This window comes from Streptomyces wedmorensis, assembly GCF_000716445.1.
Classification (GTDB): domain Bacteria; phylum Actinomycetota; class Actinomycetes; order Streptomycetales; family Streptomycetaceae; genus Streptomyces; species Streptomyces wedmorensis.
The window spans coordinates 1-21,648 of sequence record NZ_JNWK01000074.1 but is presented as its reverse complement, the minus strand read 5'-3'; the positions used below and the strand labels follow the sequence as shown (position 1 = coordinate 21,648).

General features: G+C 73.5%; 19 protein-coding genes. 10 read left to right on the top strand and 9 right to left on the bottom strand.

Going from position 1 to position 21,648, the window contains the following annotated elements; genetic code table 11:
• Positions 1-104 precede the first annotated feature (104 nt).
• Complete coding sequence (locus OO54_RS36480; RefSeq protein ID WP_399524704.1) at positions 105-1,571, top strand: DUF6777 domain-containing protein; 1,467 nt, start codon at positions 105-107, stop codon at positions 1,569-1,571.
• A gap of 21 nt (positions 1,572-1,592) precedes the next feature.
• On the opposite strand, the gene OO54_RS36475 is transcribed toward OO54_RS36480, so the two are convergent.
• From OO54_RS36475 to OO54_RS36465, 3 genes are read right to left on the bottom strand one after another with little or no spacing between them, the layout of a single operon-like run.
• Positions 1,593-2,441: an ABC transporter ATP-binding protein gene (locus OO54_RS36475; RefSeq protein WP_033211267.1), complete on the bottom strand. Its 849-nt coding sequence runs from the start codon at positions 2,439-2,441 to the stop codon at positions 1,593-1,595.
• A gap of 1 nt (position 2,442) precedes the next feature.
• The gene (locus OO54_RS36470) at positions 2,443-3,588 is read right to left on the bottom strand and encodes a FecCD family ABC transporter permease (RefSeq protein ID WP_234439667.1); all 1,146 of its coding nucleotides are present in this window, start codon (positions 3,586-3,588) and stop codon (positions 2,443-2,445) included.
• Positions 3,585-4,658 (bottom strand): FecCD family ABC transporter permease, encoded by a 1,074-nt coding sequence (locus tag OO54_RS36465; RefSeq protein WP_033211265.1) that lies wholly within the window; start codon positions 4,656-4,658, stop codon positions 3,585-3,587. The genes OO54_RS36470 and OO54_RS36465 overlap by 4 nt, the downstream gene beginning before the upstream one ends.
• A gap of 177 nt (positions 4,659-4,835) precedes the next feature.
• On the opposite strand from OO54_RS36465, the gene OO54_RS36460 reads away from it, so the two are divergent.
• Positions 4,836-5,837 (top strand): ABC transporter substrate-binding protein, encoded by a 1,002-nt coding sequence (locus OO54_RS36460; RefSeq protein WP_033211264.1) that lies wholly within the window; start codon positions 4,836-4,838, stop codon positions 5,835-5,837.
• 52 nt (positions 5,838-5,889) lie between these two features.
• Here OO54_RS36460 and OO54_RS36455 read toward each other — a convergent pair whose 3' ends face one another.
• The gene (locus OO54_RS36455) at positions 5,890-6,090 is read right to left on the bottom strand and encodes a hypothetical protein (RefSeq protein WP_033211263.1); all 201 of its coding nucleotides are present in this window, start codon (positions 6,088-6,090) and stop codon (positions 5,890-5,892) included.
• A 101-nt stretch (positions 6,091-6,191) separates the two neighbouring features.
• Between OO54_RS36455 and yczR the strand changes: the two genes are divergently transcribed.
• Complete coding sequence (gene yczR / locus OO54_RS36450) at positions 6,192-7,661, top strand: MocR-like transcription factor YczR (RefSeq protein ID WP_033211261.1); 1,470 nt, start codon at positions 6,192-6,194, stop codon at positions 7,659-7,661.
• Between the two features lie 115 nt (positions 7,662-7,776).
• A complete protein-coding gene (locus tag OO54_RS36445; protein ID WP_399524700.1) occupies positions 7,777-8,316 on the top strand; it encodes an FBP domain-containing protein in 540 nt (179 codons plus the stop codon).
• Positions 8,317-8,337: 21 nt separating this feature from the next.
• On the opposite strand, the gene OO54_RS36440 is transcribed toward OO54_RS36445, so the two are convergent.
• A complete protein-coding gene (locus OO54_RS36440; RefSeq protein WP_051787669.1) occupies positions 8,338-9,519 on the bottom strand; it encodes an acyl-CoA dehydrogenase family protein in 1,182 nt (393 codons plus the stop codon).
• A gap of 160 nt (positions 9,520-9,679) precedes the next feature.
• Here OO54_RS36440 and OO54_RS36435 point away from each other — a divergent pair, with 160 nt between their 5' ends.
• Positions 9,680-10,864 carry a CaiB/BaiF CoA transferase family protein gene (locus OO54_RS36435; RefSeq protein ID WP_051787666.1) on the top strand — a complete coding sequence of 395 codons (1,185 nt, stop codon included), beginning with the start codon at positions 9,680-9,682 and terminating at the stop codon, positions 10,862-10,864.
• Positions 10,865-10,939: 75 nt separating this feature from the next.
• Positions 10,940-11,626, top strand: coding sequence for a GntR family transcriptional regulator (locus OO54_RS36430; protein ID WP_033211258.1), 687 nt, complete (start codon positions 10,940-10,942; stop codon positions 11,624-11,626).
• A gap of 18 nt (positions 11,627-11,644) precedes the next feature.
• Here OO54_RS36430 and OO54_RS36425 read toward each other — a convergent pair whose 3' ends face one another.
• Positions 11,645-13,108 (bottom strand): hypothetical protein, encoded by a 1,464-nt coding sequence (locus OO54_RS36425; RefSeq protein WP_033211257.1) that lies wholly within the window; start codon positions 13,106-13,108, stop codon positions 11,645-11,647.
• 184 nt (positions 13,109-13,292) lie between these two features.
• Between OO54_RS36425 and OO54_RS36420 the strand changes: the two genes are divergently transcribed.
• The 3 genes from OO54_RS36420 (at position 13,293) to OO54_RS36410 (ending at position 16,886) form a co-directional block, all read left to right on the top strand.
• The gene (locus OO54_RS36420; RefSeq protein WP_078905540.1) at positions 13,293-14,003 is read left to right on the top strand and encodes a hypothetical protein; all 711 of its coding nucleotides are present in this window, start codon (positions 13,293-13,295) and stop codon (positions 14,001-14,003) included.
• A gap of 93 nt (positions 14,004-14,096) precedes the next feature.
• Positions 14,097-14,690: a TetR/AcrR family transcriptional regulator gene (locus tag OO54_RS36415; protein ID WP_033211255.1), complete on the top strand. Its 594-nt coding sequence runs from the start codon at positions 14,097-14,099 to the stop codon at positions 14,688-14,690.
• Positions 14,691-14,813: 123 nt separating this feature from the next.
• A complete protein-coding gene (locus OO54_RS36410) occupies positions 14,814-16,886 on the top strand; it encodes a galactose-binding domain-containing protein (protein ID WP_051787664.1) in 2,073 nt (690 codons plus the stop codon).
• Between the two features lie 73 nt (positions 16,887-16,959).
• Here the strand turns inward: OO54_RS36410 and OO54_RS36405 are convergent, their stop codons facing one another.
• Together OO54_RS36405 and OO54_RS36400 are read right to left on the bottom strand one after the other, a co-directional pair.
• Positions 16,960-18,867 carry a glycoside hydrolase family 5 protein gene (locus OO54_RS36405; protein ID WP_033211254.1) on the bottom strand — a complete coding sequence of 636 codons (1,908 nt, stop codon included), beginning with the start codon at positions 18,865-18,867 and terminating at the stop codon, positions 16,960-16,962.
• A gap of 39 nt (positions 18,868-18,906) precedes the next feature.
• Positions 18,907-20,193 carry a YncE family protein gene (locus OO54_RS36400; protein ID WP_033211252.1) on the bottom strand — a complete coding sequence of 429 codons (1,287 nt, stop codon included), beginning with the start codon at positions 20,191-20,193 and terminating at the stop codon, positions 18,907-18,909.
• Between the two features lie 186 nt (positions 20,194-20,379).
• On the opposite strand from OO54_RS36400, the gene OO54_RS36395 reads away from it, so the two are divergent.
• A complete protein-coding gene (locus OO54_RS36395; protein WP_033211251.1) occupies positions 20,380-20,994 on the top strand; it encodes a CBS domain-containing protein in 615 nt (204 codons plus the stop codon).
• Between the two features lie 89 nt (positions 20,995-21,083).
• Here OO54_RS36395 and OO54_RS36390 read toward each other — a convergent pair whose 3' ends face one another.
• The gene (locus tag OO54_RS36390) at positions 21,084-21,383 is read right to left on the bottom strand and encodes a dsRBD fold-containing protein (RefSeq protein ID WP_017237824.1); all 300 of its coding nucleotides are present in this window, start codon (positions 21,381-21,383) and stop codon (positions 21,084-21,086) included.
• Positions 21,384-21,648: the final 265 nt, after the last annotated feature.

Sequence of the window (21,648 nt, the reverse complement as noted above, 5' to 3'; positions counted from 1 at the left end):
GGGACCGCCCGGAGGTGCTGCCTTCGCGGAGGGTCACGGTTCCGCTTGCGGGCGGACCCCGGTCGGCGCACACAATGGCCCCGGAACGGAAGAAAGGGAAAAAAGTGACTTCCCACCCGCCGTCCGGCCCCCCGTCGGTTCCTCCCGCTGGTCCCCCCTCAGGCCCCCTGTCGGGCCCGAGTACACGCCCCGGGACCGGTGGACCCCCGCCTCCGCCCTCCGGACCTCCGCACGGCGGTTCCGGGGGCGGCTCGGGCGGAGGCGGCGGCCCGGGCGGAGGCGGCCCGTCCGGTGGCGGTTCCGGAGACGGCGGCCCCGACCGGGGCGGCGGCAAGAGCCCCTGGTGGCGTTCCGTCCCGAAGGTCGCCTCGGTCACCGCGGCCGTGGTGGCGGCCGTGGCCCTGGCCGTCGTCCTCACCAACCGGCCCGACGACGGCGGCACGGCGTCCGGCTCCGGCGGCGAGGTCTTCCTGCAGAACGCCTCCGCCTCGGGCCCCGACCCGTTCACGGCCTCGACGGCCCGCCCCGGCGGCGGCTCCGCATCGCCGGCCTCGCTGCCGCCGCGTACCGGGTCGACCACTCCCGAGGTACGGGGGTCGACACCCGGCCTCTACGGCGGGACGCAGTCGGTGGCGAGCTGCAACGTGGAGCAGCAGGTGCGCTTCCTCTCAGGCGAGCCCGCGAAGAACGCGGCCTTCGCCTCGGTCATCGGCATCTCCGCCGACTCGGTGCCCGGTTATCTGCGCTCCTTGACCCCGCTCCAGCTCCGGGTCGACACCCGCGTGACGAACCACGGCTTCCGGGACGGCTCGGCCACCACCTACCAGGCGGTGCTCCAGTCCGGGACGGCCGTGATGGTCGACGGCCGCGGGGTGCCCCGGGTGCGCTGCGCCTGCGGCAATCCGCTGACGGAGCCGGTGGCTCAGAAGCAGCCGAGGACGACCGGCACGCCGTGGCAGGGGTACGACTCCTCCCAGCTCGTGGTCGTGGCGCCGTCGGTGACGGTCGTGAACGTCTTCATCGTGTACGACCCCCAGGACGACGGCTGGTTCGCGCGGCAGCACGGCGACACGGGCCGGCACGACAAGCCCACGCCGCCGCCTCCCCCGCCGCCGTCGGTGTCCCCGTCGACGTCGGCCTCGCCTTCCCCGTCCCTGACGTCGCCTTCGGTCTCCCCGTTGTCCCCGGTGCCGTGCGTGACGGTGACGGGCACGCAGAAGCCGTCGCCGAGCAACGGGGTCACCCCGTCGCCGTGCCCGTCGACGCTCTCCCCTTCCGCGTCGACGTCGTCGCCGACGTCGCCGTCCGACTCGGCCTCGACCGGTTCCTCGTCACCGTCGGACGAATCGTCGAGCCCTGAGTCCGGGCCCGCGACGGACGGGCCCGCGACGGACGGTTCGGCCGGTCTGACGAGCGACTCGGCGGAGCAGTCGCCCGCCCAGCCGGCCTCGTCCTCGGCCGGGCAGTCGCTGTCGTCGCTGTCCTCGCCCTCGTCGCCGCCGCCGTCACCGCCGGCGCCCGGTGCGCTCTCCCTGCCCGCGTCGGTTCCGGGAGCGGCGCCCGTCGCCTGATCGTTCGGCGGGCCGGGGACGTCAGGCCGTGTCCCCGGCCTTCGGGCCGGGGACGCGCGGCCGGCGGCCCCCTTCCGGGATGACCAGGGGCGTGCCGGCCACCGGGCAGGTGATGACGGTGGCCGGCAGGTCGAAGACCTCGCGGACGAGGTCGGGGGTGACGATCTCGCCGGGCGGACCGGCGGCGACGACCCGCCCGGTGCGCATCGCGACGAGGTGGTCGGCGTACCGGCAGGCGAGGTTGAGCTCGTGCAGCACCATCACGACGGTGCGGCCGTCCTCGCGGTTGAGGGCGGCGACGAGTTCGAGGACGTCGACCTGGTGGGCGAGGTCGAGGTAGGTCGTGGGCTCGTCGAGGAGCAGGACCGGGGTGTCCTGGGCGAGGGCCATGGCGATCCAGACGCGCTGGCGCTGGCCGCCGGAGAGCTCGTCGAGGCCGCGGTCCGCGAGTTCGGTGGTGCCGGTGGCGTCCAGGGCGCGGTCGACGACGGCGTCGTCCGCGGAGGACCACTGCCGCCACCAGCGCTGGTGCGGGGTGCGGCCCCGGGCGACGAGGTCGCGGACGGTGATGCCGTCGGGGGCGGCCGGGCTCTGCGGGAGGAGGGACAGCTTCAGGGCGAGGTCGCGGGCGCCGAGTCCGGCGATGTCCTCGTCGCCGAGGTGGACGGTGCCGGCGGTCGGCTTGAGGAGCCGGGCGAGGGCGCGCAGCGCGGTGGACTTCCCGCAGGCGTTGGGTCCGACGAGTGCGGTGACGCGGCCGGCCGGGATGTCGAGGTCGAGTTCCTCGGCGACGGTCCGCTCGCCGTAGCCGAGGCGCAGTCCGGTGCCCTTGAGGGCCGCTCCGGCCGTCGCGTTGGTGGTGGCGGTCATGTCAGCCTCCCTGTCCCGAGCGGTTGGCGCGGGCGAGCAGTAGCAGCAGGTACGGGGCGCCGACGGCGCCGGTGATGATGCCGACGGGCAGTTCGACGGGCGAGAAGACCAGGCGTCCGGCGAGGTCGGCGAGGAGGAGCAGGGCGGCGCCGGTGAGACCGCTGAGGACGAGCGGGATGCCGGCGGTCCCGGCCAGGCGGCGGGCGATCTGCGGGGCTCCGAGGGCGATGAAGGCGATGGGTCCGGCGGCCGCGGTGGCGAGCGCTGCGAGGCAGGTGGCGAGGACGAGCAGTCCGACGCGGGCCCGGTCGATCGGGATGCCGAGTCCTCGTGCGGTGTCGTCGTCGAACTGGAGGAGCTGGTAGGGCCTGGCCAGGGCGAGGGTGAGCGGTACGAGCAGGAGGAGGGCGGTGCCGGCCCAGCCGACGTGCTCGTAGCCGCGGCCGTTGAGGCTGCCGGTGAGCCAGACCATCGCCCGGGAGGCCTGGTCGATGTCGGCCTGGGCGAGCATCCAGCGGGTGACGGCCGCGAGCGCCCCGTTCGCGGCGAGGCCGACGAGGACGAAGCGGTAGCCGGTGACGGTGCCGCCCCGGTACGCGAGCAGGTAGATGACGGCGGCGGTGGTGAGGGCTCCGGCGAGCGCGCCGAAGGGGACGGCGCCGAAGGTTCCCGCGCCGGCCGCGGTGACTCCGCCGACGAGGATGGCGCCGACGGCGCCCGCGCCGGCTCCGGCGGAGATGCCGATGAGGTCCGGGCTGGCGAGCGGGTTGCGGGTGACGGCCTGGTAGACGGCGCCGGCGATGCCGAAGGCGGTGCCGACGAGCAGGGCCGTCAGGGCCCTGGGCAGCCGGAGTTCGTGGACGATGAGGTCGGCGTCGCCGGAGCCGGCGCCGAACAGCGCGCCGAGCACGTCGGGGACGGGGATCGCGAACGTGCCGAGCGACACGGAGGCGACCAGGGCCGCGAAGGACGCGAGGGCGAGCCCGGTGGCCGCGAGGGCGACCCGGGGCCGCAACCGCGCCCCGAGGGGGCCGAGTTCCACGCGGAGGCCGCTCGCGGGGCGTGCCGCCAGGGTCGCGCCGCCCGCCGGGCGGGCCGTCTCGGGCCGGTCGTTCGCCGGGCGGGCCGTCTCGGGCCGGTCGCTCATCGGGTGTGCTCCTTGAGCTTGCCGCGCTTGACCAGGTAGGCGAGGAAGGGGGCGCCGACGAGCGCGGTGACGACGCCGGCCTGGAGTTCGCCGGGACGGACGACGATGCGGCCGACGACGTCGGCGCCGAGCAGCAGGACCGCCCCGCCGAGCGCCGAACAGGGCACCAGGATCCGGGCGTCGGGGCCGGTGAAGGCGCGGACGACGTGTGGGACGACGAGTCCGACGAAGGTGACGAGTCCGCAGGCGGCGACCGCGGAGCCGGTGAGCAGGACGACCGCGAGGGCGCCCAGGGCGCGGGTGGCGGCGACCTTGGTGCCCAGGGTGGCGGCGAGGTCGTCGCCGAGGGCCAGTGCGTTGAGCCGGCCGCTGAGGGCGAGGGCGAGGAGGAGGCCGGCCGCGATGAAGGGCAGGAGCTGGAGGCCGAGGTCGGCGTCGCGGCCGGCGAGGGAGCCGACGGCCCAGGAGCGGTACTGGTCGAGGGTGCGGACGTCGAGCAGGACGAGCGCGTTGGTGCCGGCTTCCAGGAGGACGGTCACGGCGGCTCCGGCGAGCGCCAGTTTCGCCGGGGTGGCGCCGCCGGTCCCGGTTCCGCCGACGAGGTGGGCGAGGAGTCCGGCGAGCGCTCCCCCGGCGAAGGCGAACCAGACGTACTCGTAGGAGCTGGTGAGGCCGAACACGCCGATGCCGGCGGCGACGGCGAAGGCCGCTCCGGCGCTGACGCCGATGAGTCCGGGGTCGCCGAGCGGGTTGCGGGTGATGTCCTGGGCGACGGCTCCGGCGGCGCCGAGGGCGAGTCCGGCGAGCAGCCCCAGCAGGGTGCGCGGCATGCGCAGTTCGCTGACGACGACGGCGTCGCCGTCGGTCGATCCGCCGAGTGCGGCCAGGACGTCGCCGAGGGGTACGGACTTGGTGCCGATGGCGAGTGAGGCGGCCAGGGCGAGCGCCAGGAGGGCGAGAAGGGCCGGCGGGGCGAGGAGGGCACCGCGGCGCGTCCGGGCGGGGCGGGGCGACGGGGCAGGCGGGGGCGAGCCGGGCGGTGTGGCGGCCGACGCGGCCGAGGACTTCACAGGCACGGCCACAAACTAAGGGATGCCTAACCTCACTTCCACCCCCACCCCCCGTGTTCACGCGGTGGCGGAATGCCGTTATCCTCACACAGGATTTAGCAAGGCAAGGCTTTCCTAAGTAGCTTTTGTCGATCCGTCAGCACCCCCCGAACCACCGCCCGATCGTGGAGGAACCCCGTGACCACCCTCAACCGGAACCGCTGGACCCAGCGGCTCGGCGTCCTCGCCCTCGCGGCGACCCTCACGGCCGGACTCACCGCGTGCGGCGGCGAGTCGGGCGAGAAGCCGGCCGGTTCGGCCTCCTCCGACGCCAAGGCCGAGGCGGGCTTCCCCCGGACGATCGAGCACGACAAGGGCAAGACCGAGCTCAAGGCCAAGCCGAAGCGGATCGTCGCCCTCGACAACAGCCTCGTCGAGGCCGTGGTGGCGCTCGACAGGCCGCTGGTCGGCGGCATCGGCTCGTACCGCGACCAGAAGACGTTCCCCGCCCACCTCGGCGACGCCGTCAAGGACACCAAGGACGTCGGCCCGCTGGAGAGCCCGAACCTGGAGCAGATCGCCCTGCTCAAGCCGGACCTCATCGTCTCGGCGACCGTCCGCCACGACGAGCTCTACGAGAAGCTCAGCCAGATCGCGCCCACCGTCTTCGTGAAGACGACCGGACCGACCTGGAAGGAGAACATCGGCCTGCTCGGCAAGGCGCTCGGCGAGGAGAAGTCGGCGGCCGACCAGGTCACCGCCTACGAGACGCGCGCCAGGAAGATCGGTGACGCGATCAACGCCAAGGCCGGCAAGCCCACCGCCTCCGTGGTCCGCTTCCTCGACGGCCCGACCCGCATCTACCTGCCGAAGACCTTCAGCGGCATCATCCTGTCGGACATGGGCATCGCCCGGCCCGCCAACCAGCAGGACCCCGAAGAGTTCAACATCGAGATCAGCGAGGAGCAGATCGCCCAGGCCGACGCCGACGTGATCTTCTACACCACCAACTCGGGCGGCGAGGAGCGCAGGACCAAGTTCCTCGCCAACCCCCTCTGGAAGCGCCTGAAGGCCGTCCAGAAGGGCGACGTCCACGAGGTCAAGGACGAGATCTGGATGACCGCGGTCTCCCTCCAGGGCGCCCACATGGTCCTCGACGACATGGCCCGCGTCTTCGAGGTCGACCCGGCGAAGGCCTGACCCCGCCCCCGGCATCCCGCGTGACCGCCGCGCCCCCCACCGGGTCCGGCGGTCACGCCTGTTCGCAGGCGACGGGCGGGGCGCCGCGGCGCTCGGCGGCCCCGCGTGACGGGGCTCCGCGGCCCGCGCCGACGCGCGCCGCGGAGGCGCGCAGGCCGCGGAGCCACGCTCCGACCGGCAGGGGGCGGGTCGCGCGCTCTTCCGCTCGCAGCTGCCACATCCGCTCGTCGCGGTCGGTGAAGTGTCCGGACATCGGTCGTCTCCTTTCCCGGATGGAAGGTGGCCACCAGGCCACTGGACAGGAGTCTGTAGTCTCATTGGCCCGGACAGCAGAGCCAATGAGGAGTGATTGGCATGGCAGTGGCACGTGTGGTCCACACAGCGGACCGGACCCTGACGGGCCGCCAGCTCGCATCGCTCCTCACCCCGCCCCCGGAGGGCCGGTTCGGGTACCGGGAACTCGCCCGGGCCGTGCGCGAGGCGCTCCTCGACGGGCGGGTGGCACTGCGCGTGCGACTGCCCGCCGAGCGGGAGCTCGCGGCGGTCCTGCAGGTGAGCCGGACGACCGTGACGGGAGCGTACGACCTGCTCCGGGAGAGCGGGTACGCGCACAGCCGCCGGGGCGCGGGCACCTGGACCGCACTGCCCGACGGGCAGGCACCGACCGCCCTCGGCTCGTACCAGGACGAGTCGGGCGCCACCATCGACCTCGCCCTCGCCGCGCCCCAGGCCCCCGAGTCGGAGCTGGCGGCCGCGCTGACCGCGGCGGCCCTCGAACTGCCCCGCTACGCCGGCGCCCAGGGCTACCACCCCTACGGGCTGCCCGCGCTGCGCGCGGCCGTCGCCGAGCGCTACACGGCCCGGGGCCTGCCGACCCGCCCCGAGCAGATCCTCGTCACCTCCGGCGCGCAGCAGGCGCTGTCGCTCGTCCTCACGCTGCTCGGCCGGGCCGGCGACCGGGTGCTCGCCGAGAACCCCTCGTACACCAACGCCCTCGACGCGATGCGCGGCCGCATGCTCCGGGTGACCCCGGTACCGGTGACCGAGAGCGGCTGGGACACCGGGCTCGTCGACGCGGCGCTCCGGCAGACCGCGCCGCGCCTGGCCTATCTCATCCCCGACTTCCACAACCCGACCGGGCACCTCATGCCACCGGAGCAGCGGCGCGAGCTGACGCGCGCCGCGCGGGCCACCGGGACGTGGCTGGTGGTCGACGAGACCCTCACCGACATGGCCCTGGACGTGCCCGCACCGGCCCCCTTCGCGACGGCGGCCGGCGGGGGCGACGGGGAGCAGATCGTCACCGTCGGCTCGCTCAGCAAGAGTTGCTGGGGCGGGCTCCGGGTCGGCTGGGTGCGGGCCTCGTCCCGGGTCGTGACCGAGCTGGCCCGGGTCCGGATCACCGCCGACCTGTCCGGCTCCGTCCTGGACCAGCTGGTGGCCGTCGCCCTGCTGGACCGCCTCGGCGAGATCCTTCCGCGGCGCGTCGAGGAGCTGCGCCGACGCCGGGCCGCGCTGAGCGAGGCGCTCGCCCGGCACGTGCCGGAGTGGCGCTGGACGCTGCCGCCCGGCGGGATGTGCCTGTGGATCGACCTGGGCCGCCCGATCGCCTCCGCGCTCGCGTCCCGGGCGCTGCGGCACGGCGTACGGGTCGAGGGCGGCGCCCGCTTCGGCGTCGACCCCGGAACGCACGAGCACCGGCTGCGCATCCCGTACACGCTGCCGGAGGACGTGTACGAGTCGGCCGCCGAGCGCCTCGCCGCGGCCCTCGACGGCGCCCCCGGCCGCTTCGCCGACCCGGCACTGCCGGACTGGGTGGCCTGAGCCGGTCCGGCGCCGCGGCCGGGCCCGTCCGCCGTCGTCGACGGCAGGCGCAGGGGACCGTACGCGGGTGCACGGGGCCGTACGCGGGCACGCGGGCACGCGGGGCCATATTCGGATGCCCCGCGGCAGTGGTCCGTGTACGGTCCACCGAGTGGAAGCACTCACCGACCGACAGATCCGCGCGTCCTTCGTGAACTGCACGAAGGGTGAGGCGGCCCGCCTGAAGCTGCCCCTCGACTTCGCCGAACTCCCCTGGGAGGACCTGGACTTCCTCGGCTGGGTCGACCCGGGCGCGCCGCTCCGCGCGCACCTGGTCCTCCCCCGCGAGGACGGCCCGCTCGGCGTGACCCTGCGGGTGCCGGCCGCCGGCCGGACCAGCGCCGTGAAGTCGAGCATGTGCCAGGTCTGCCTGACCGGGCACGCGTCCTCGGGCGTCACGCTCCTCGTGGCGCCGCTGGCCGGAAGCCGCGGCCGCGAGGGGAACACGGTCGGGATCTACCTCTGCGCCGACCTGGCCTGCTCCCTCTACGTCCGGGGCAGGCGGCAGCCGAAGCTGCGCGGCCGGCGCCACGAGGAGTCCCTCACCGTCGAGGAACAGGTCGCCCGCCTGACGGGCAACCTGGACGCCTTCGTCGACCGGGTGACGGCCGGCTGACCGTCACGGCCGGACCGGAGGTCAGCGGAAGGCCTGCTCGCCGGTGAGCGCCTTGCCGATGACCAGGGAGTGGACCTCGCTCGTGCCCTCGTAGGTGAGCACCGACTCCAGGTTGTTGGCGTGCCGCAGCACCGGGTACTCCAGGGTGATGCCGTTGGCGCCCAGGATCGTGCGGCACTCGCGGGCGATCGCGATCGCCTCGCGGACGTTGTTGAGCTTGCCCACGCTGACCTGCTCGGCGGTGAGCTCGCCCGCGTCCTTGAGGCGGCCCAGGTGGAGGGCGAGCAGCATGCCCTTGCCGAGTTCGACGGACATGTCGGCGAGCTTCTGCTGGGTCAGCTGGTACGAGGCGAGGGAGCGGGCGAAGACGACCCGGTCGCGGGCGTAGGAGATGGCCGTCTCCAGGCAGTCGCGGGCGGCGCCGAGCGCGCCGAAGACGATGCCGAAGCGGGCCTCGTTGAGGCAGCCGAGCGGGCCGGAGAGGCCGCGGGCCTCCGGCAGCATCGCGTCGGCGGGCAGGCGCACGTCCTCGAAGACCAGTTCGCTGGTGACGCTCGCGCGCAGCGAGAGCTTCATCTTGATCTCGGGGGCGCTGAAGCCGGGGGTGCCGGCCGGGACGAGGAAGCCCCGGACGCCGTCCTCGGTCCGGGCCCAGACGACGGCGACGTCGGCCACGGAGCCGTTGGTGATCCACATCTTGGTGCCGTTGAGCACCCAGTCGGAGCCGTCCCGCTTGGCGTTGGTCCGCATCGCGCCCGGGTCCGAGCCCGCGTCGGGCTCGGTGAGGCCGAAGCAGCCGATGTACTCGCCGGCCGCCATCTTCGGCAGCCAGCGCTGCTTCTGCTCCTCGGAGCCGTGCTTCCAGATCGCGTACATGGCGAGGGAGCCCTGGACGGAGACGAGCGAGCGCAGTCCGGAGTCGACGGCCTCCAGTTCCAGGCAGGCGAGGCCGTACGCGACGGAGTTGGTGCCCGCGCAGCCGTAGCCCTCCAGGTGCATGCCGAGCACGCCGATGCCGCCGAGGGTGCGGGCCAGCTCGCGGGCCGGGATCTCGCCCTTCTCGAACCAGCCGGCGACGTGCGGCCGCAGCTCGCGGTCGGCGACGGCCCGGACGGTTCGGCGGATCTCGCGCTCCTCGTCCGTCAGCAGTCCGTCGACGGCGAGCAGGTCGAAGGGGTGGACGGGAGTGGACGGCGACTTCACGGACGGCCTCCTGGCGACTGTGGCAACTCGGCGAGCCGAAGCGTAGCGCCCGATCGGATATTGGATCCAGTATTGAAAACCGGCCGCGGGCCCCCTAGCGTCCGATGGGATCCAATCGCCGGATCGGCCGGCGTCACCAGCGAGAGCGAGGGAGCGCCGCATGCGCGCAGACCAGCCGGACACCCCGGGGACCGCCGGAGGCGGCGCCCTGTCCGGGATCGTCGTCGCCGACTTCGGGCGCGTGCTCGCCGGGCCCTACATGACGATGCTCCTCGCCGACCTGGGCGCGGACGTGATCAAGATCGAGCGGCCCGGCTCCGGTGACGACACCCGTGCGTGGGGCCCGCCGTTCGCCGACGGGGAGGCCACGTACTTCCTCGGGGTGAACCGCAACAAGCGCTCCGTCTCGCTCGATCTCACCGCCCCCGAAGACCTCGCCGCGGCCCGCGCGATCGTGGACCGCGCGGACGTCCTGGTGGAGAACTTCCGCCCCGGCACCATGGAGAAGCTCGGCCTCGGTTACGAGGACGTGCGGGCGACCAATCCCGGGCTCGTCTACTGCTCGGTGACCGGCTTCGGCACCGCCGAGGGGGCCCGGCTTCCCGGCTACGACCTGCTCGTCCAGGCCATGGGCGGCCTCATGAGCGTGACCGGCGAACCGGACGGCGCCGGTACGAAGACGGGCGTCGCCCTCGTCGACGTCATCACCGGCCTCCACGCCGGCCTCGGCGTGCTGGCCGCCCTGCGGCACCGGGACCTCACCGGGCGGGGGCAGCGGGTCGAGGTCTCCCTCCTCACCTCCCTGCTGTCCGCGCTCACCAACCAGGCCGCCGCGCACCTCGGGGCCGGCGTCGTCCCGCGCGCGATGGGCAACCGGCACCCGAGCATCGCCCCGTACGAGGTCTTCGACGCCCAGGACCGGCCGCTCGTCCTCGCCGTCGGCAACGACCGGCAGTTCCGGAGCCTCTGCGACCGGATCGGCCGGCCGGAGCTGGCCGACGATCCCCGCTTCGCCACCAACACGGCCCGCGTCGCCCACCGCGAGGACCTCGTCGCGGCCCTGGCCGGGCCGCTCTCCGGCCGCACCGCCGACGGCTGGTTCGAGGAGCTCACCGCCGCCGGCGTGCCCTGCGGCCCCATCAACGACCTGGCGGCCGCCTTCGGCCTCGCCGACCGCCTGGGCCTCGCCCCGCGGGTCCCGGAGTCCGCGGCCGGCCCCGGTCAGGTCGTGAACCCCATCCGGCTCGACGCCACCCCGCCGTCCTACCGCGCCGCTCCCCCGCGCCTCGGCGAGCACACCGAGGAGCTGCTCGCCGCGCTGGGACGGACCGCGCGCACGCCCTGATCCATAGGAAGATGGGCGCCACCGGCGGGCGGGCTCCGCCGGTGGCGACACGAAGGAACGGAAGGTCGACAGGCGATGAGCAGCGCGGTGCAGAAACGGCGGCCGCAGACCGCCCAGCAGTTCGTCCTGGAGGAACTGCGGCGCGCCATCACCACCGGGGAGCTCAAGCCGGGCGACCAGATCGTCCAGGAGGCCCTGGCGGCCCGCTTCGAGGTGAGCCGGGTGCCGCTGCGCGAGGCCCTCAAGGCCCTGGAGGCCGAGGGTCTCGTCGTCCACCACATACACCGCGGCTACTTCGTCGCCGAGCTCTCGCTGGCCGACCTGGAGGAGATCTACCGGATCCGCGAACTCCTGGAGACGGAGGCCGTACGCCTCGCCGTGCGGCGGCTGCCCGACGGCACCCTCGCCGCCCTCGAACGCGTCCAGGACGAGGTGGAACGCGCCGCCGACGCCGGGGACGTACCCGGCATGGCCGCGGCGAACCGCCGCTTCCACTTCACCCTCATCGAGGCCTCCGGCATGCCCCGCCTCGTCCGCCTCATCACCACCCTGTGGGACTCCACCGACGCCTACCGCTCGCTCTACTACGCCGACACGCCGCACCGCGAGCAGGCCGTCGACGAACACCGCGCCGTCCTCGCCGCCCTCCGCCGGAACGACGAGGACACCGTCGTCCGCCGCCTCGACGCCCACCGCGCCCACGCGGTGGCCGCCCTGCGCGAAGTCCTGGCCCCCGACGGGGCGAACGGCCACCGGGGCTGAGCCACCGGCCCCGCGCGGTCAGCCCGTGGGCCCGGCCGTCCCGTCGCCGCCGCCCGCTCGCCGCGACGCACCGACCAGGACGAGGAGCGCCGAGACGGCGGCGACGGCCCACGGCGCACCGCCCGCGGCGTGCTCGGGGTCGACGAACATGCTCGCGGCGGCGAGGCCCAGGAACGCGCCGGCGGCGACGAGACCACTACCGGCGGGCATGGCGCCGGGCGTCCGCAGGCCGCGGCGCGGAATCCACAACCGCAGCAGGTCCACGGCGACGGCCAGCGCGACGAGGCGGGCCGCGACGGCGAACCACAGGGGCGTCGCGGCCGTCTCCCCCGCCCCCAGGACGGCCGTCGCGCCGAACAGGGCGACCGGTACGAGCCAGCCGAGGCCGGCGCGGACGCCGGGCGCCGTCCGGACGTGGTCGGCACGGTCGTCCTGGGCCCCGGCCGCGCGGACGTCCGGCGCCGGAAGGGCTTCGGCGGATCCGGCATCGTGTGCGGGCCAGGCGTCCCCGGCCGTCCCCTTCGGGGAGCGCGGGGCCGGGATCAGCGGCGGCGCGGTCGGCACGGGGCGCAGGGCCCGGGCCCGGGCGCGGCGCTCGATGAGCCCCAGGTCGCCGTGGGCGTCGACATGGGCGGCCAACTCGGCCCGGAGGGCGAGGAGCCGCTCGGCCATGTCGTCGAACTCGGCCCGCCGCAGGTCGGCCCGCTCCTGCGCCTCCCGTTCGGTGGCGGTCAGTGCCACCAGGTGCTCCGCGTGGGCCTCCTCGATCTCGGCGCGGGCGGACTCCGCGTCCTTCGGGAGCCGGTCCAGCTCTTCCCGGAGGCGGAGCCGCTCGGTCTCGATGATCTCCTCGATGCGGTGCCGTTCGTCCGCCGGCAGCTCCTTGGGGGCGCGGGCCTCGGCCCGGGCGACGGCGGCTCTGCGCCACTCCATCAGGGGCCGGCCGCGGTGCTCGCCGATGCCGTTGATGTGGACCTTGCGGCCCTCGGTGCGGTGGATGTAGAGCACCTCGCCGCCGCGGCCGTTGGGGGCCTTGCCCCAGCTGACCCGCCTGAAGTCGGCAGCCGTCGTGATGCCCTGTGCCGCGAGGTCGCGGACGAGCCCGCCGCCGATGCCGTTCACCTGGCTCGGGGTCAGTCGCGTGGAGCGGAGGGATCGTTCGATCGACTCACGACGCAGCACGGCGAGCGCCCGGTGCTCTCGGCCCGCTCGCTTCCCGTCGAGGCCGTCGAGCCTGCGGGTGAGCGAGCGTTCGCTCCTGACCCGCTTCTCGTGGATCCGCTGGAGGGCCTTGTCGCGCCTGGCCTGCGCCCGGGACCGTGCGCCGGCCTCACGGTTCAGCCGTCGCCGGTCGGCGAGTTCGAACGGGCGCCGTGCGCCGAGCAGGCGGCGATGGGCCCGGAGCGCTTCGACGAGCCGCCGGCGGTCGGCGCGTATCTCGGCCCGGTCGGTGGACTGGAGTGCGATGGTGCTGTCGATCACGGCGGCTCTTCGGGAGGCGGGAAAACGGGAAGGCTCATTATCTCCGGCGGCGGGGACGAGTACAGGCCAGGGTGGTGTCGCCCTCCCCGCTGATCCGCACCCGCAACCGCGGTGCGGGGCGGTGCGTCTTCGGACCTGCCGGACGGCGGACGGACGGCGCGGACGGACACAAGGGGGTCCTGCGGTGAACGGGAAGAGAAGCCGGGCAGCACGGGCGACGTGGCTGGTCACGGTCCTGGCGCTGGCGTCGGTCACGGTGGGTTGCAAGGACACGGGCGGCGGAGGGGGTTCGGCCCCCGAGCCCGGCAAGTCCGCCGGCGCGTCGAAGGCTCCGGGCAAGGGCAAGGGTAAGGAATCGGCCAAGCCGTCGCCGACGGCGTCGAAGAAGCCGACGAAGCCGGGCAAGGGCGGCTCGGCGGGCGCGCTGACGTGTGACCAGCTGCGGAACGCGCCGCTGCAGACGTCGTCCTTCCGTTTCCCGGACGCGCCGGACGGGACGGTCGCCTTCACCGACGGTCGGTGGGAGGGCGACGGCGTGGTGATCGAGCTTCAGCCGCAGTGCGGGATCGGGGACATGACGGGCGACCCCGCGGAGGACGCCGTGGCGGCCGTGAAGGTCACCACCGGCGGCACGGGCAAGTTCTACGGCCTCGTCACCTGGCGCAACGACGCCGGCTCGCCGGTGCCCGTCGCGGCCGCCTCGCTCGGCGACCGCACCCCGGTGGTGTCCATCGACGTGTCCTCGCCGGCACCGCGCCAGGCCACCGTCGTGTACCTCACGCGCGGGGACTCCGAGCCGTCGGCCGTGGTGACGATCCGCCGCTCCGCCGTGTACCGCGTGACGGAGCCCACCCTGACCGAACTGCACCACAGCGACACCCCGTACACCCCCTGACGGCTCGCTCCGCCGGTCCCGTCACGCACGGGACCGGCCGGGGGAAGGCCGCGGAGGCTGCGGTTACCCTTGCGCCCGACGCGAGGAGGAACCATGGCGCGGATGTCGTCTGCCGAACGACGCAGGCAGCTGGTCGAGGCCGCCATCAGGGCGATGACCAGGGACGGGGTGGCGCGGACGACGACGCGGTCGATCTGCGCCGAGGCCGGTGTCTCACTGAGCGTGTTCCACTACTGCTTCGAGTCGAAGCAGGCGCTGCTCGAAGCGGCGATCGAGACCATCACGGGCAACTACGTGGCGCGGGTGATGTCGACGGTCGAGCCGGGGGGCACGCTGCGGGAGACCGTGCGGGGGGCGCTCCAGACGTACTGGGACCACGTGACGGCGCATCCGGGCGAGCACATGCTGACGTACGACCTGACCCAGTACGCCTTGCGGGAGCCGGGGTTCGAGCACCTGGCGCGGGCGCAGTACGACCAGTACGTGGCGTCGGCGGCGGCGCTGATCGAGCAGGTCGGCAAGGCGCGGGGGGTCGAGCCGAAGGTGCCGGTGGAGGTGCTCGCGCGGTATCTGGCGGCGGCGATCGACGGGTTGACGCTCCAGTTCCTGGTGCTGGGCGACGCGCGGGTGGCGGACGGGCACCTGGATCTGACGGCGGATCAACTCGTCGCCCTGATCGGCGGTTGATCGATCGGAGGCAAATCCGTTCCCACCAACAGGTCATTTGACCCGGACTCTTGACTCACTCCTCCGACACCGCGATCCTCGGGGCGCCCGGTACACCCCCACCGTCCGGAGGCATCGCTGATCATGACTCGACCCATTTCGCGCGGGACCGGCGGCAGATCCGCCCTCCTCGCGCTGTTCCTCGCCCTCGCCGCGGTGCTGTTCGGCTCGGCTCCGGTCCCCGCCGCCGACGCCGGCGGCACGTGGTGGGACCCCGCCTCGCGGCCCGCCGCCGACTCGCAGATCAACGTCACGGGAGCGCCGTTCACCGGAACGGACGCGCAGGGCAAGGTGCGCGGCTTCGTCGACGCGCACAACCACCTGATGTCCAACGAGGGCTTCGGCGGCCGGATGATCTGCGGCAAGCCGTTCTCGACCGCGGGCGTCGCCGACGCCCTCAAGGACTGTCCCGAGCACTACCCGGACGGCTCGGGCGCCCTCTTCGAGCACCTCACCGGCGGCGACAACGGGAAGCACGACCCGGTCGGCTGGCCCACCTTCAAGGACTGGCCGGCCAACAACTCCCTCAGCCACCAGCAGAACTACTACGCCTGGGTGGAGCGCGCCTGGCGCGGCGGCCAGCGGGTGCTCGTCAACGACCTGGTGACCAACGGCCTGATCTGCTCGCTGCTGCCCCGGGACCGCAGTTGTGACGAGATGACCGCGATCCGCCTGGAGGCCCGGAAGACGTACGAGATGCAGGACTACGTCGACGGCATGTACGGCGGGCCCGGCAAGGGCTGGTTCCGGATCGTCACCAGCGCCGCGCAGGCCCGCTCGGTCATCGAACAGGGCAAGCTCGCGGTCGTCCTCGGCGTGGAGACCTCGGAGCCCTTCGGCTGCAAGCAGATCCTCGACATCGCGCAGTGCGGCCAGGCGGACATCGACAAGGGCCTCGACGAGCTGTACTCGCTCGGCGTGCGCAGCATGTTCCTCTGCCACAAGTTCGACAACGCGCTGTGCGGCGTCCGGTTCGACAGCGGCACCACGGGTGTGGCGGTCAACATCGGCCAGTTCCTGTCCACGGGCACCTTCTGGACCACCGAGAAGTGCGCCGGTCCGCAGCACGACAACCCGATCGGTCTCGCCGCCGCGCCGGCCGCGCTGGCCGAGAAGCTGCCGGCCGGGGTGAGCGTCCCCTCGTACGCCTCCGACGCCAAGTGCAACACCCGTGGTCTGACACGGCTCGGCGAGTACGCCCTGAAGGGCATGATCCAGCGCGGCATGATGCTGGAGCTCGACCACATGAGCGTCAAGGCGGCCGGGCGCGCGCTGGACATCCTGGAGGCGGAGGAGTACCCGGGCGTCCTCTCCAGCCACAGCTGGATGGACCTGGACTGGACCGAGCGGCTCTACCGCCTCGGCGGTTTCGCGGCCTCGTACATGCACGGCGCCGAGGGCTTCGTCGGCGAGGCCGCGCAGAAGGCGGAGCTGCGGAAGAAGTACGGGGTCGGGTTCGGCTACGGCACGGACATGAACGGGGTCGGCGGCTGGCCGGGACCGGTCGGGAACGACGCGCCGAACGCCGTGAAGTACCCCTTCCGCAGCTTCGACGGCGGTTCGGTGCTCGACCGTCAGGTCACGGGCGAGCGGACCTGGGACCTCAACACGGACGGCGCGGCGCACAACGGTCTCGTGCCGGACTGGGTCGAGCAGATCCGCCTCAGCGCCGGCGGCCCGGCCGTGGTGGACGAGCTGTCGCGGGGAGCGGAGTCGTACCTGACGACGTGGAAGCGCACCGAGGGCCACGAGTTCGCGGTGAACCTCGCGGCCGGGCGGCCGACGGCCGCGAGCACGGCGGAGTGGTGGAACCCCTTCGTCAGCTTCGCGCCGGGTCGTGCCGTCGACGGTGACACGGGAACGCGCTGGGCCAGCGAGTGGTCGGACGACCAGTGGTGGCAGGTGGACCTCGGCGCGGTGCACCGGGTCGGCAAGGTCACCATCGACTGGGAGGCGGCGTACGCCCGTGAGTACCGGATCGAGCTGTCGGACGACGGCAGCACCTGGCGGACCGCGTGGTCCACGCAGGCGGGCGACGGCGGTTACGACACCGCCGAGTTCGCCTCGCAGTCGGCCCGCTACGTCCGGATCCACGGCGTGCGCCGGGCGACGGGCTGGGGATACTCGCTGATCGAGGTGTCGGTGAACCGGTCCTGACCGACCGGACGCCCCCAGCAGGAGGGGCCTGCCGGATCCGTCCGGCAGGCCCCTCCTGTCGTGCCAGGAGGTGCTACAGGGTCCGGCAGAGCAGGGCGTCGGGCGTCTTGCCCTTGGCCCAGGCTCCGGTGAAGGCGATGCCGGCCACGTACTCGCCGTCGGCGCACTGGCCCTTGTAGTCGCCCTGGGCGAACTCGCCGCCGGGGCCGCCGGCCGGGCGGTTGTCGCCCCGGTCGAACCAGAGCGTGCGGCCCGTCACCGGAAGGGCCCGGCCGGCGGCGGCGCACAGGACCGCGGAGACGGCCTGGCCGCGGACGCTGTAGCCGACGACGAACCGGTCGCGCGGGCACTGGAGTTTGCTGTAGCCGCCGGCCCAGTCGCCTTCCCTGACGTACCGTTCGTCGGTCACGACGGTGAACCCGCCCGCCGGATCGGCGAGTCGAGCGGCTCCGGTGTCCGTGCAGAGACCGCGGCCGTCGCGGTGGGCGAGGCCGACGAGCCGCAGCCCGTCGGGGCATACGCCCTTGCGGGCGCCGGAGTCCCAGTCGCCGCGCGCCCGGGCGCGGAGGGACTGCACCGCGTCCGCGTGGTCGAGGTTGAGCATGCGCCAGGTGTGGGTGACCGGGACGGGTCCGGTACGGCCGGGGGCGGTGACGAGCCGGTTCCAGTCGGCGGCGCGCCAGTCGGAGCCGTCGAGGATGCCGGAGCGGCGGCCCTCGGTGTCGTAGTCGAGGAGCTTCCAGCGGCCGTGGCCGGTGAAGCCGACGAGCGGCCAGTACGCGAAGTCGGTGTCGTTCGCGACGAGGTGGTCGACGAGGTTCCCGAACCAGGCGCGCGCCTTCGGGTCGGTCTCGTCGGCGCCGATGCCGAACTCGCTGATCCACAGGGGTGCCGTGTAGTGCCGGCCTGTGTCGGCGGCGACGAAGAAGGCCTGGCGGGAGAGGGTCGCGAACAGTTCGTCGCGGGAGAGTTCCTGGTACCGCCAGTCGTGGGTCTCGCCGGTGCCGGTCGCGCCGGTGTGGTTCGGGCCCGTGTAGCCGTAGAAGTGGGCCGAGTAGACGAGTTTGTCCGAGGCGACGAGCGTGTGCGAGAGGGTGCGGGCGGGTTCCAGGGTGGGCCGCCCGTGCGGGGTGAGGTCGGTCGGGATCCCCTGCCAGTTGATGCCCTCGACGATGACGAGGAGGTCCGGGTTCGCCTCGGTGAGGAGCCGGTCGCCGAGGCGCTGGGTGGCCGTCCACCAGTCGTGGTCGTCGCCCCAGCCCCAGTTGGCGTCGTCGGTGACGGTGCGCCGCACCTCGTTGTAGAGGTCGGCGCCGGCGACCCGCTTGTTCTCCTTGTAGCGCTTGGCCACGAACAGCCAGTCGTTCTCCCACTGGGCGGTCGTCTGGCTGGTGTTCCAGCGTTCGTTGCCGTCCAGGCCGCAGCACCAGCGGGAGGTGTTGGTGTGGTTGTTCAGGACGACGGCGAAGCCGTCGGCGGTCGTGGCGGCGATCACCGCGTCGAACACCTGGAGCGGGGTCTTGCCGCGCAGTTGCGGGTTGGCGGCGACGGCCGCGTCGGGGACGGGCCGCTGGTCGTGGAGCATCTCGTTGGAGAACGGCAGCCGGATGCTGTTGATGCCGAGGGCGTGGAAGTCGGCGAGGATCCTCGCGACCGGCACGCGGTCCAGGCCGAGGGGCATCTGGTCCGACTTCTCGCCGGCGTTGTGGTTCGCGGGGTCGGCCCGGTCGCCCGATCCGGTCCACGAGCCCTGTGCGCCGTGCCAGTTGGCCGACTTGAGCTTGAAGCGGTCGCCGTCGGCGTCCACGACGTGGCGTCCGCGGGTGCTGAGCGGCGGCTGCCAGCTGTCGGCGAGGGCGGTGGCCGCCGCGGAAGCGGGGGCGGCGGCGGTGGGCCCGGGAACGGGGGCCGCGGGGGCCGCCGTGGTGCCGGCGGCCAGGAGGGCCGCGGCGAGCGCGGCCCCCGGGAGTGCTCTCTTCACGATGTCCTTCGCAGGGTGTCGGGGAAGGGTCGACGGATGTCAGCCGGCAGCGGGGCCGGTCCAGTCGGCGGGGACGCGGGCGAGCCGGACGCGCTGGGGGTGGTCTCCGACGTCCACGGAGGCCACTCGCCGCCCGGTGGCGAAGTCGACGGCGGTGACCCGGTCGGTGCCGCTCTCGGAGATGACGCAGGAGCGGCCGTCGCCGCTCACGGTCGCCCAGTAGGGCTTGGAGGCCGGGACGAGCGGGCCCTCCGTGAGGGTCTCCCGGTCGACGACGGTGACGTAGTCGTCCATCGTCCCCGCGACGCACAGCTTGGCGCCGTCGGGGCTGATCGACAGGCCGTGGTGACGGGAGTCGTTGACCCAGGTGGTGCGGTCGGGGTCGGTCGCCGGGTTTCCGGGGAGGTTCTTGAGGCGGGTGACGCGGTCGGAGTCGACGTCGTACTCCAGGAAGCCGTTGAGGAAGGAGACCTGGAAGTAGACCTTCTTCTCGTCCGGCGTGAAGACGAGCGGGCGGACGGCGTCGGAGAGGTCTCCGCGCCCGAAGGCGTCGAGGCGGTCGCGCATGTCGATGACGCGGACGGTCCGGAAGGTGCGGGCGTCGACGACGGTGATCTTCCGGTCGCCCTTGGACCAGTCGAGCCAGGGGGCGTCGAGGGCGGTCGTGACCTCGCCGATGGACATGTTCCAGAGCAGGCCGTCGGAGGTGAAGACGTTCTCGTGCGGCTTGTCGCCCGTCTTGAACGAGCCCAGTTCGCGGCCGGTGGCGATGTCGAGGACGTGCACCGTGTTCGCCGTCGAGGCGGAGACCGCGACCGTGCTGCCGTCGGGCGAGACGGCCATGTGGTCGGAGCGGTAACCGGCGACCGGGAAGCGCCAGTTGATGCGTCCGGTCCGCAGGTCGAGCGAGACGACGTCGGCGAAGCTGGGCCGGGAGACGACCATGGAGGAGCCGTCGGGGGTGGCGTACATGTCGTCGACGAACTGGTCGTGTCCCTCGCCCGGCCCGCTGCGGACGCCGAGGAAGTAGGCGAGCCGGATCGGGTTGAGGCGGATCTCGCGCAGCCGCTGTTCCTTGTCGGGGATGACGTTCAGGCGGCCGATGCGGTGGAAGTCGCCGCGGGAGGCGATGACATCGGCGGTGCCGTCCCAGTTGTTGCCGACGAACATCACCTCGCGCAGCCCGGCGGAGGCGGTCGGGCCCGCGGCGGACACCGGCTCCGGAGCGGATGCGGAACCGGCGCCGGCGGACGCGGTCACGAGGGCGAGGGAGGCGGCGAGAGCCCCGAGCAGGCGGCGGGTCCCGGACGTACGGGGAGAGGGCATGGGGGGTCCTTCTTCCGTGGCGCGACGATGACTTACCGGAGGTAACCACGGACGCGTCATGCCCACAAGCCCCTGTCACGCCCCCCTTTCCGCCCCCGTTTCCCGGCGTTCCCCCGCCCCCTCGTGCGCGCCCTCACCAGGGTGCGGGACCATGGGATCCGGAACGCAGAAGGGACGGAACGGACGATGAGGCACCGCAGTGTCGCGGACCTGATGACGCCGACCGCGGTCGCGGTACAGCGCGGGACCTCGTTCAAGGAGATCGCGCGGCTCCTCGACGAGTACGGCATCACCGCGGTCCCGGTCGTCGACGACGAGAACCGGCCGGTGGGCGTCGTCTCGGAGGCGGACCTCCTGCGGCGGCACACCGCCAAGGAGGGGCCCAGCACCGCGGAAGCCATGATGTCGAGCCCCGTCGTCACCGCCCGCCCCTCCTGGACGGCCGTCGAGGCCGCCCGCCTGATGGAGCGGCACCGGGTCAAGCGACTGCCCGTCGTGGACGCGGAAGGCCGCCTGATCGGGGTGCTGAGCCGCAGCGACCTCCTCCAGCTCTTCCTGCGCCGCGACCGCTCGATCCAGGAGGAGATCCGCGAGGACGTCCTCGTCCGCATCCTCCGCCTCTCCCCCTCCGCCGTGCACATCGACGTCGACGAGGGTCGCGTGACCCTCAGCGGCACACTGGAGCGGCGCGGGCTCGGCCCGGTCCTGGTGCGCCTGTGCGAGACCGTGGACGGCGTCGTGGAGGTCGTGGACCGCCTGGGCTACGAAGACGAGGACGGTGGCGGGGCGGCCGCGGGATAGTGCGGCAGGTCCGCGCCGACCGGGCCGCGGGATAGTGCGGCAGGTCCGCGCCGACCGGGCCGCGGGCCGGTCGGCGCGGGCCGAGTCCGTCAGGAGACGGCCTCCGGCCAGCCGTAGCCGGGGCCGGTGCGCTGGGGTACGGTCCCGGCGCCGACGGCCTCCATGTCCCGGTTGGCCTCCCGCATGAGCTTGCCCGCCAGGTCCTTCATCGCGCGGCTCGCGGCGAGCTCGTCGCCGATCGCCGGTACGTCCACGTCCGCCGGGTTGCACCGGGCGGAGCCGTGGCCCGTGAGGGTCGTGGTGCCGGTGCTGAGCCGGGCCTCGGCCTTGGTCCTGCCGTTGTCCTCCACCACTTCCACGCCGACCGTCCACTCCAGAGTGCGGCTCATGGTCTGCCTCCTCGCACCGTCGGGCCGCGCGGAACCGAGGCACGGCCCCTTCCGATACCTCTAAGGATCCATCGGCGGGTGCCGGAACGCACGGGGACGGACGGGGCCGGGTTCCTCCCGTACGGACGCCCACGCGGCCGTGCCGCTACTAGGGCCTGTCTGACAATTCGCGTCGGATCAGGCCGGGTCGTTCGGTGCGTGCGATCGGCGTGCGGCCGGGGCGCCCTCGTAGCGGAGCCACTGGGGCGTTTCGGCCGTGCGGCGA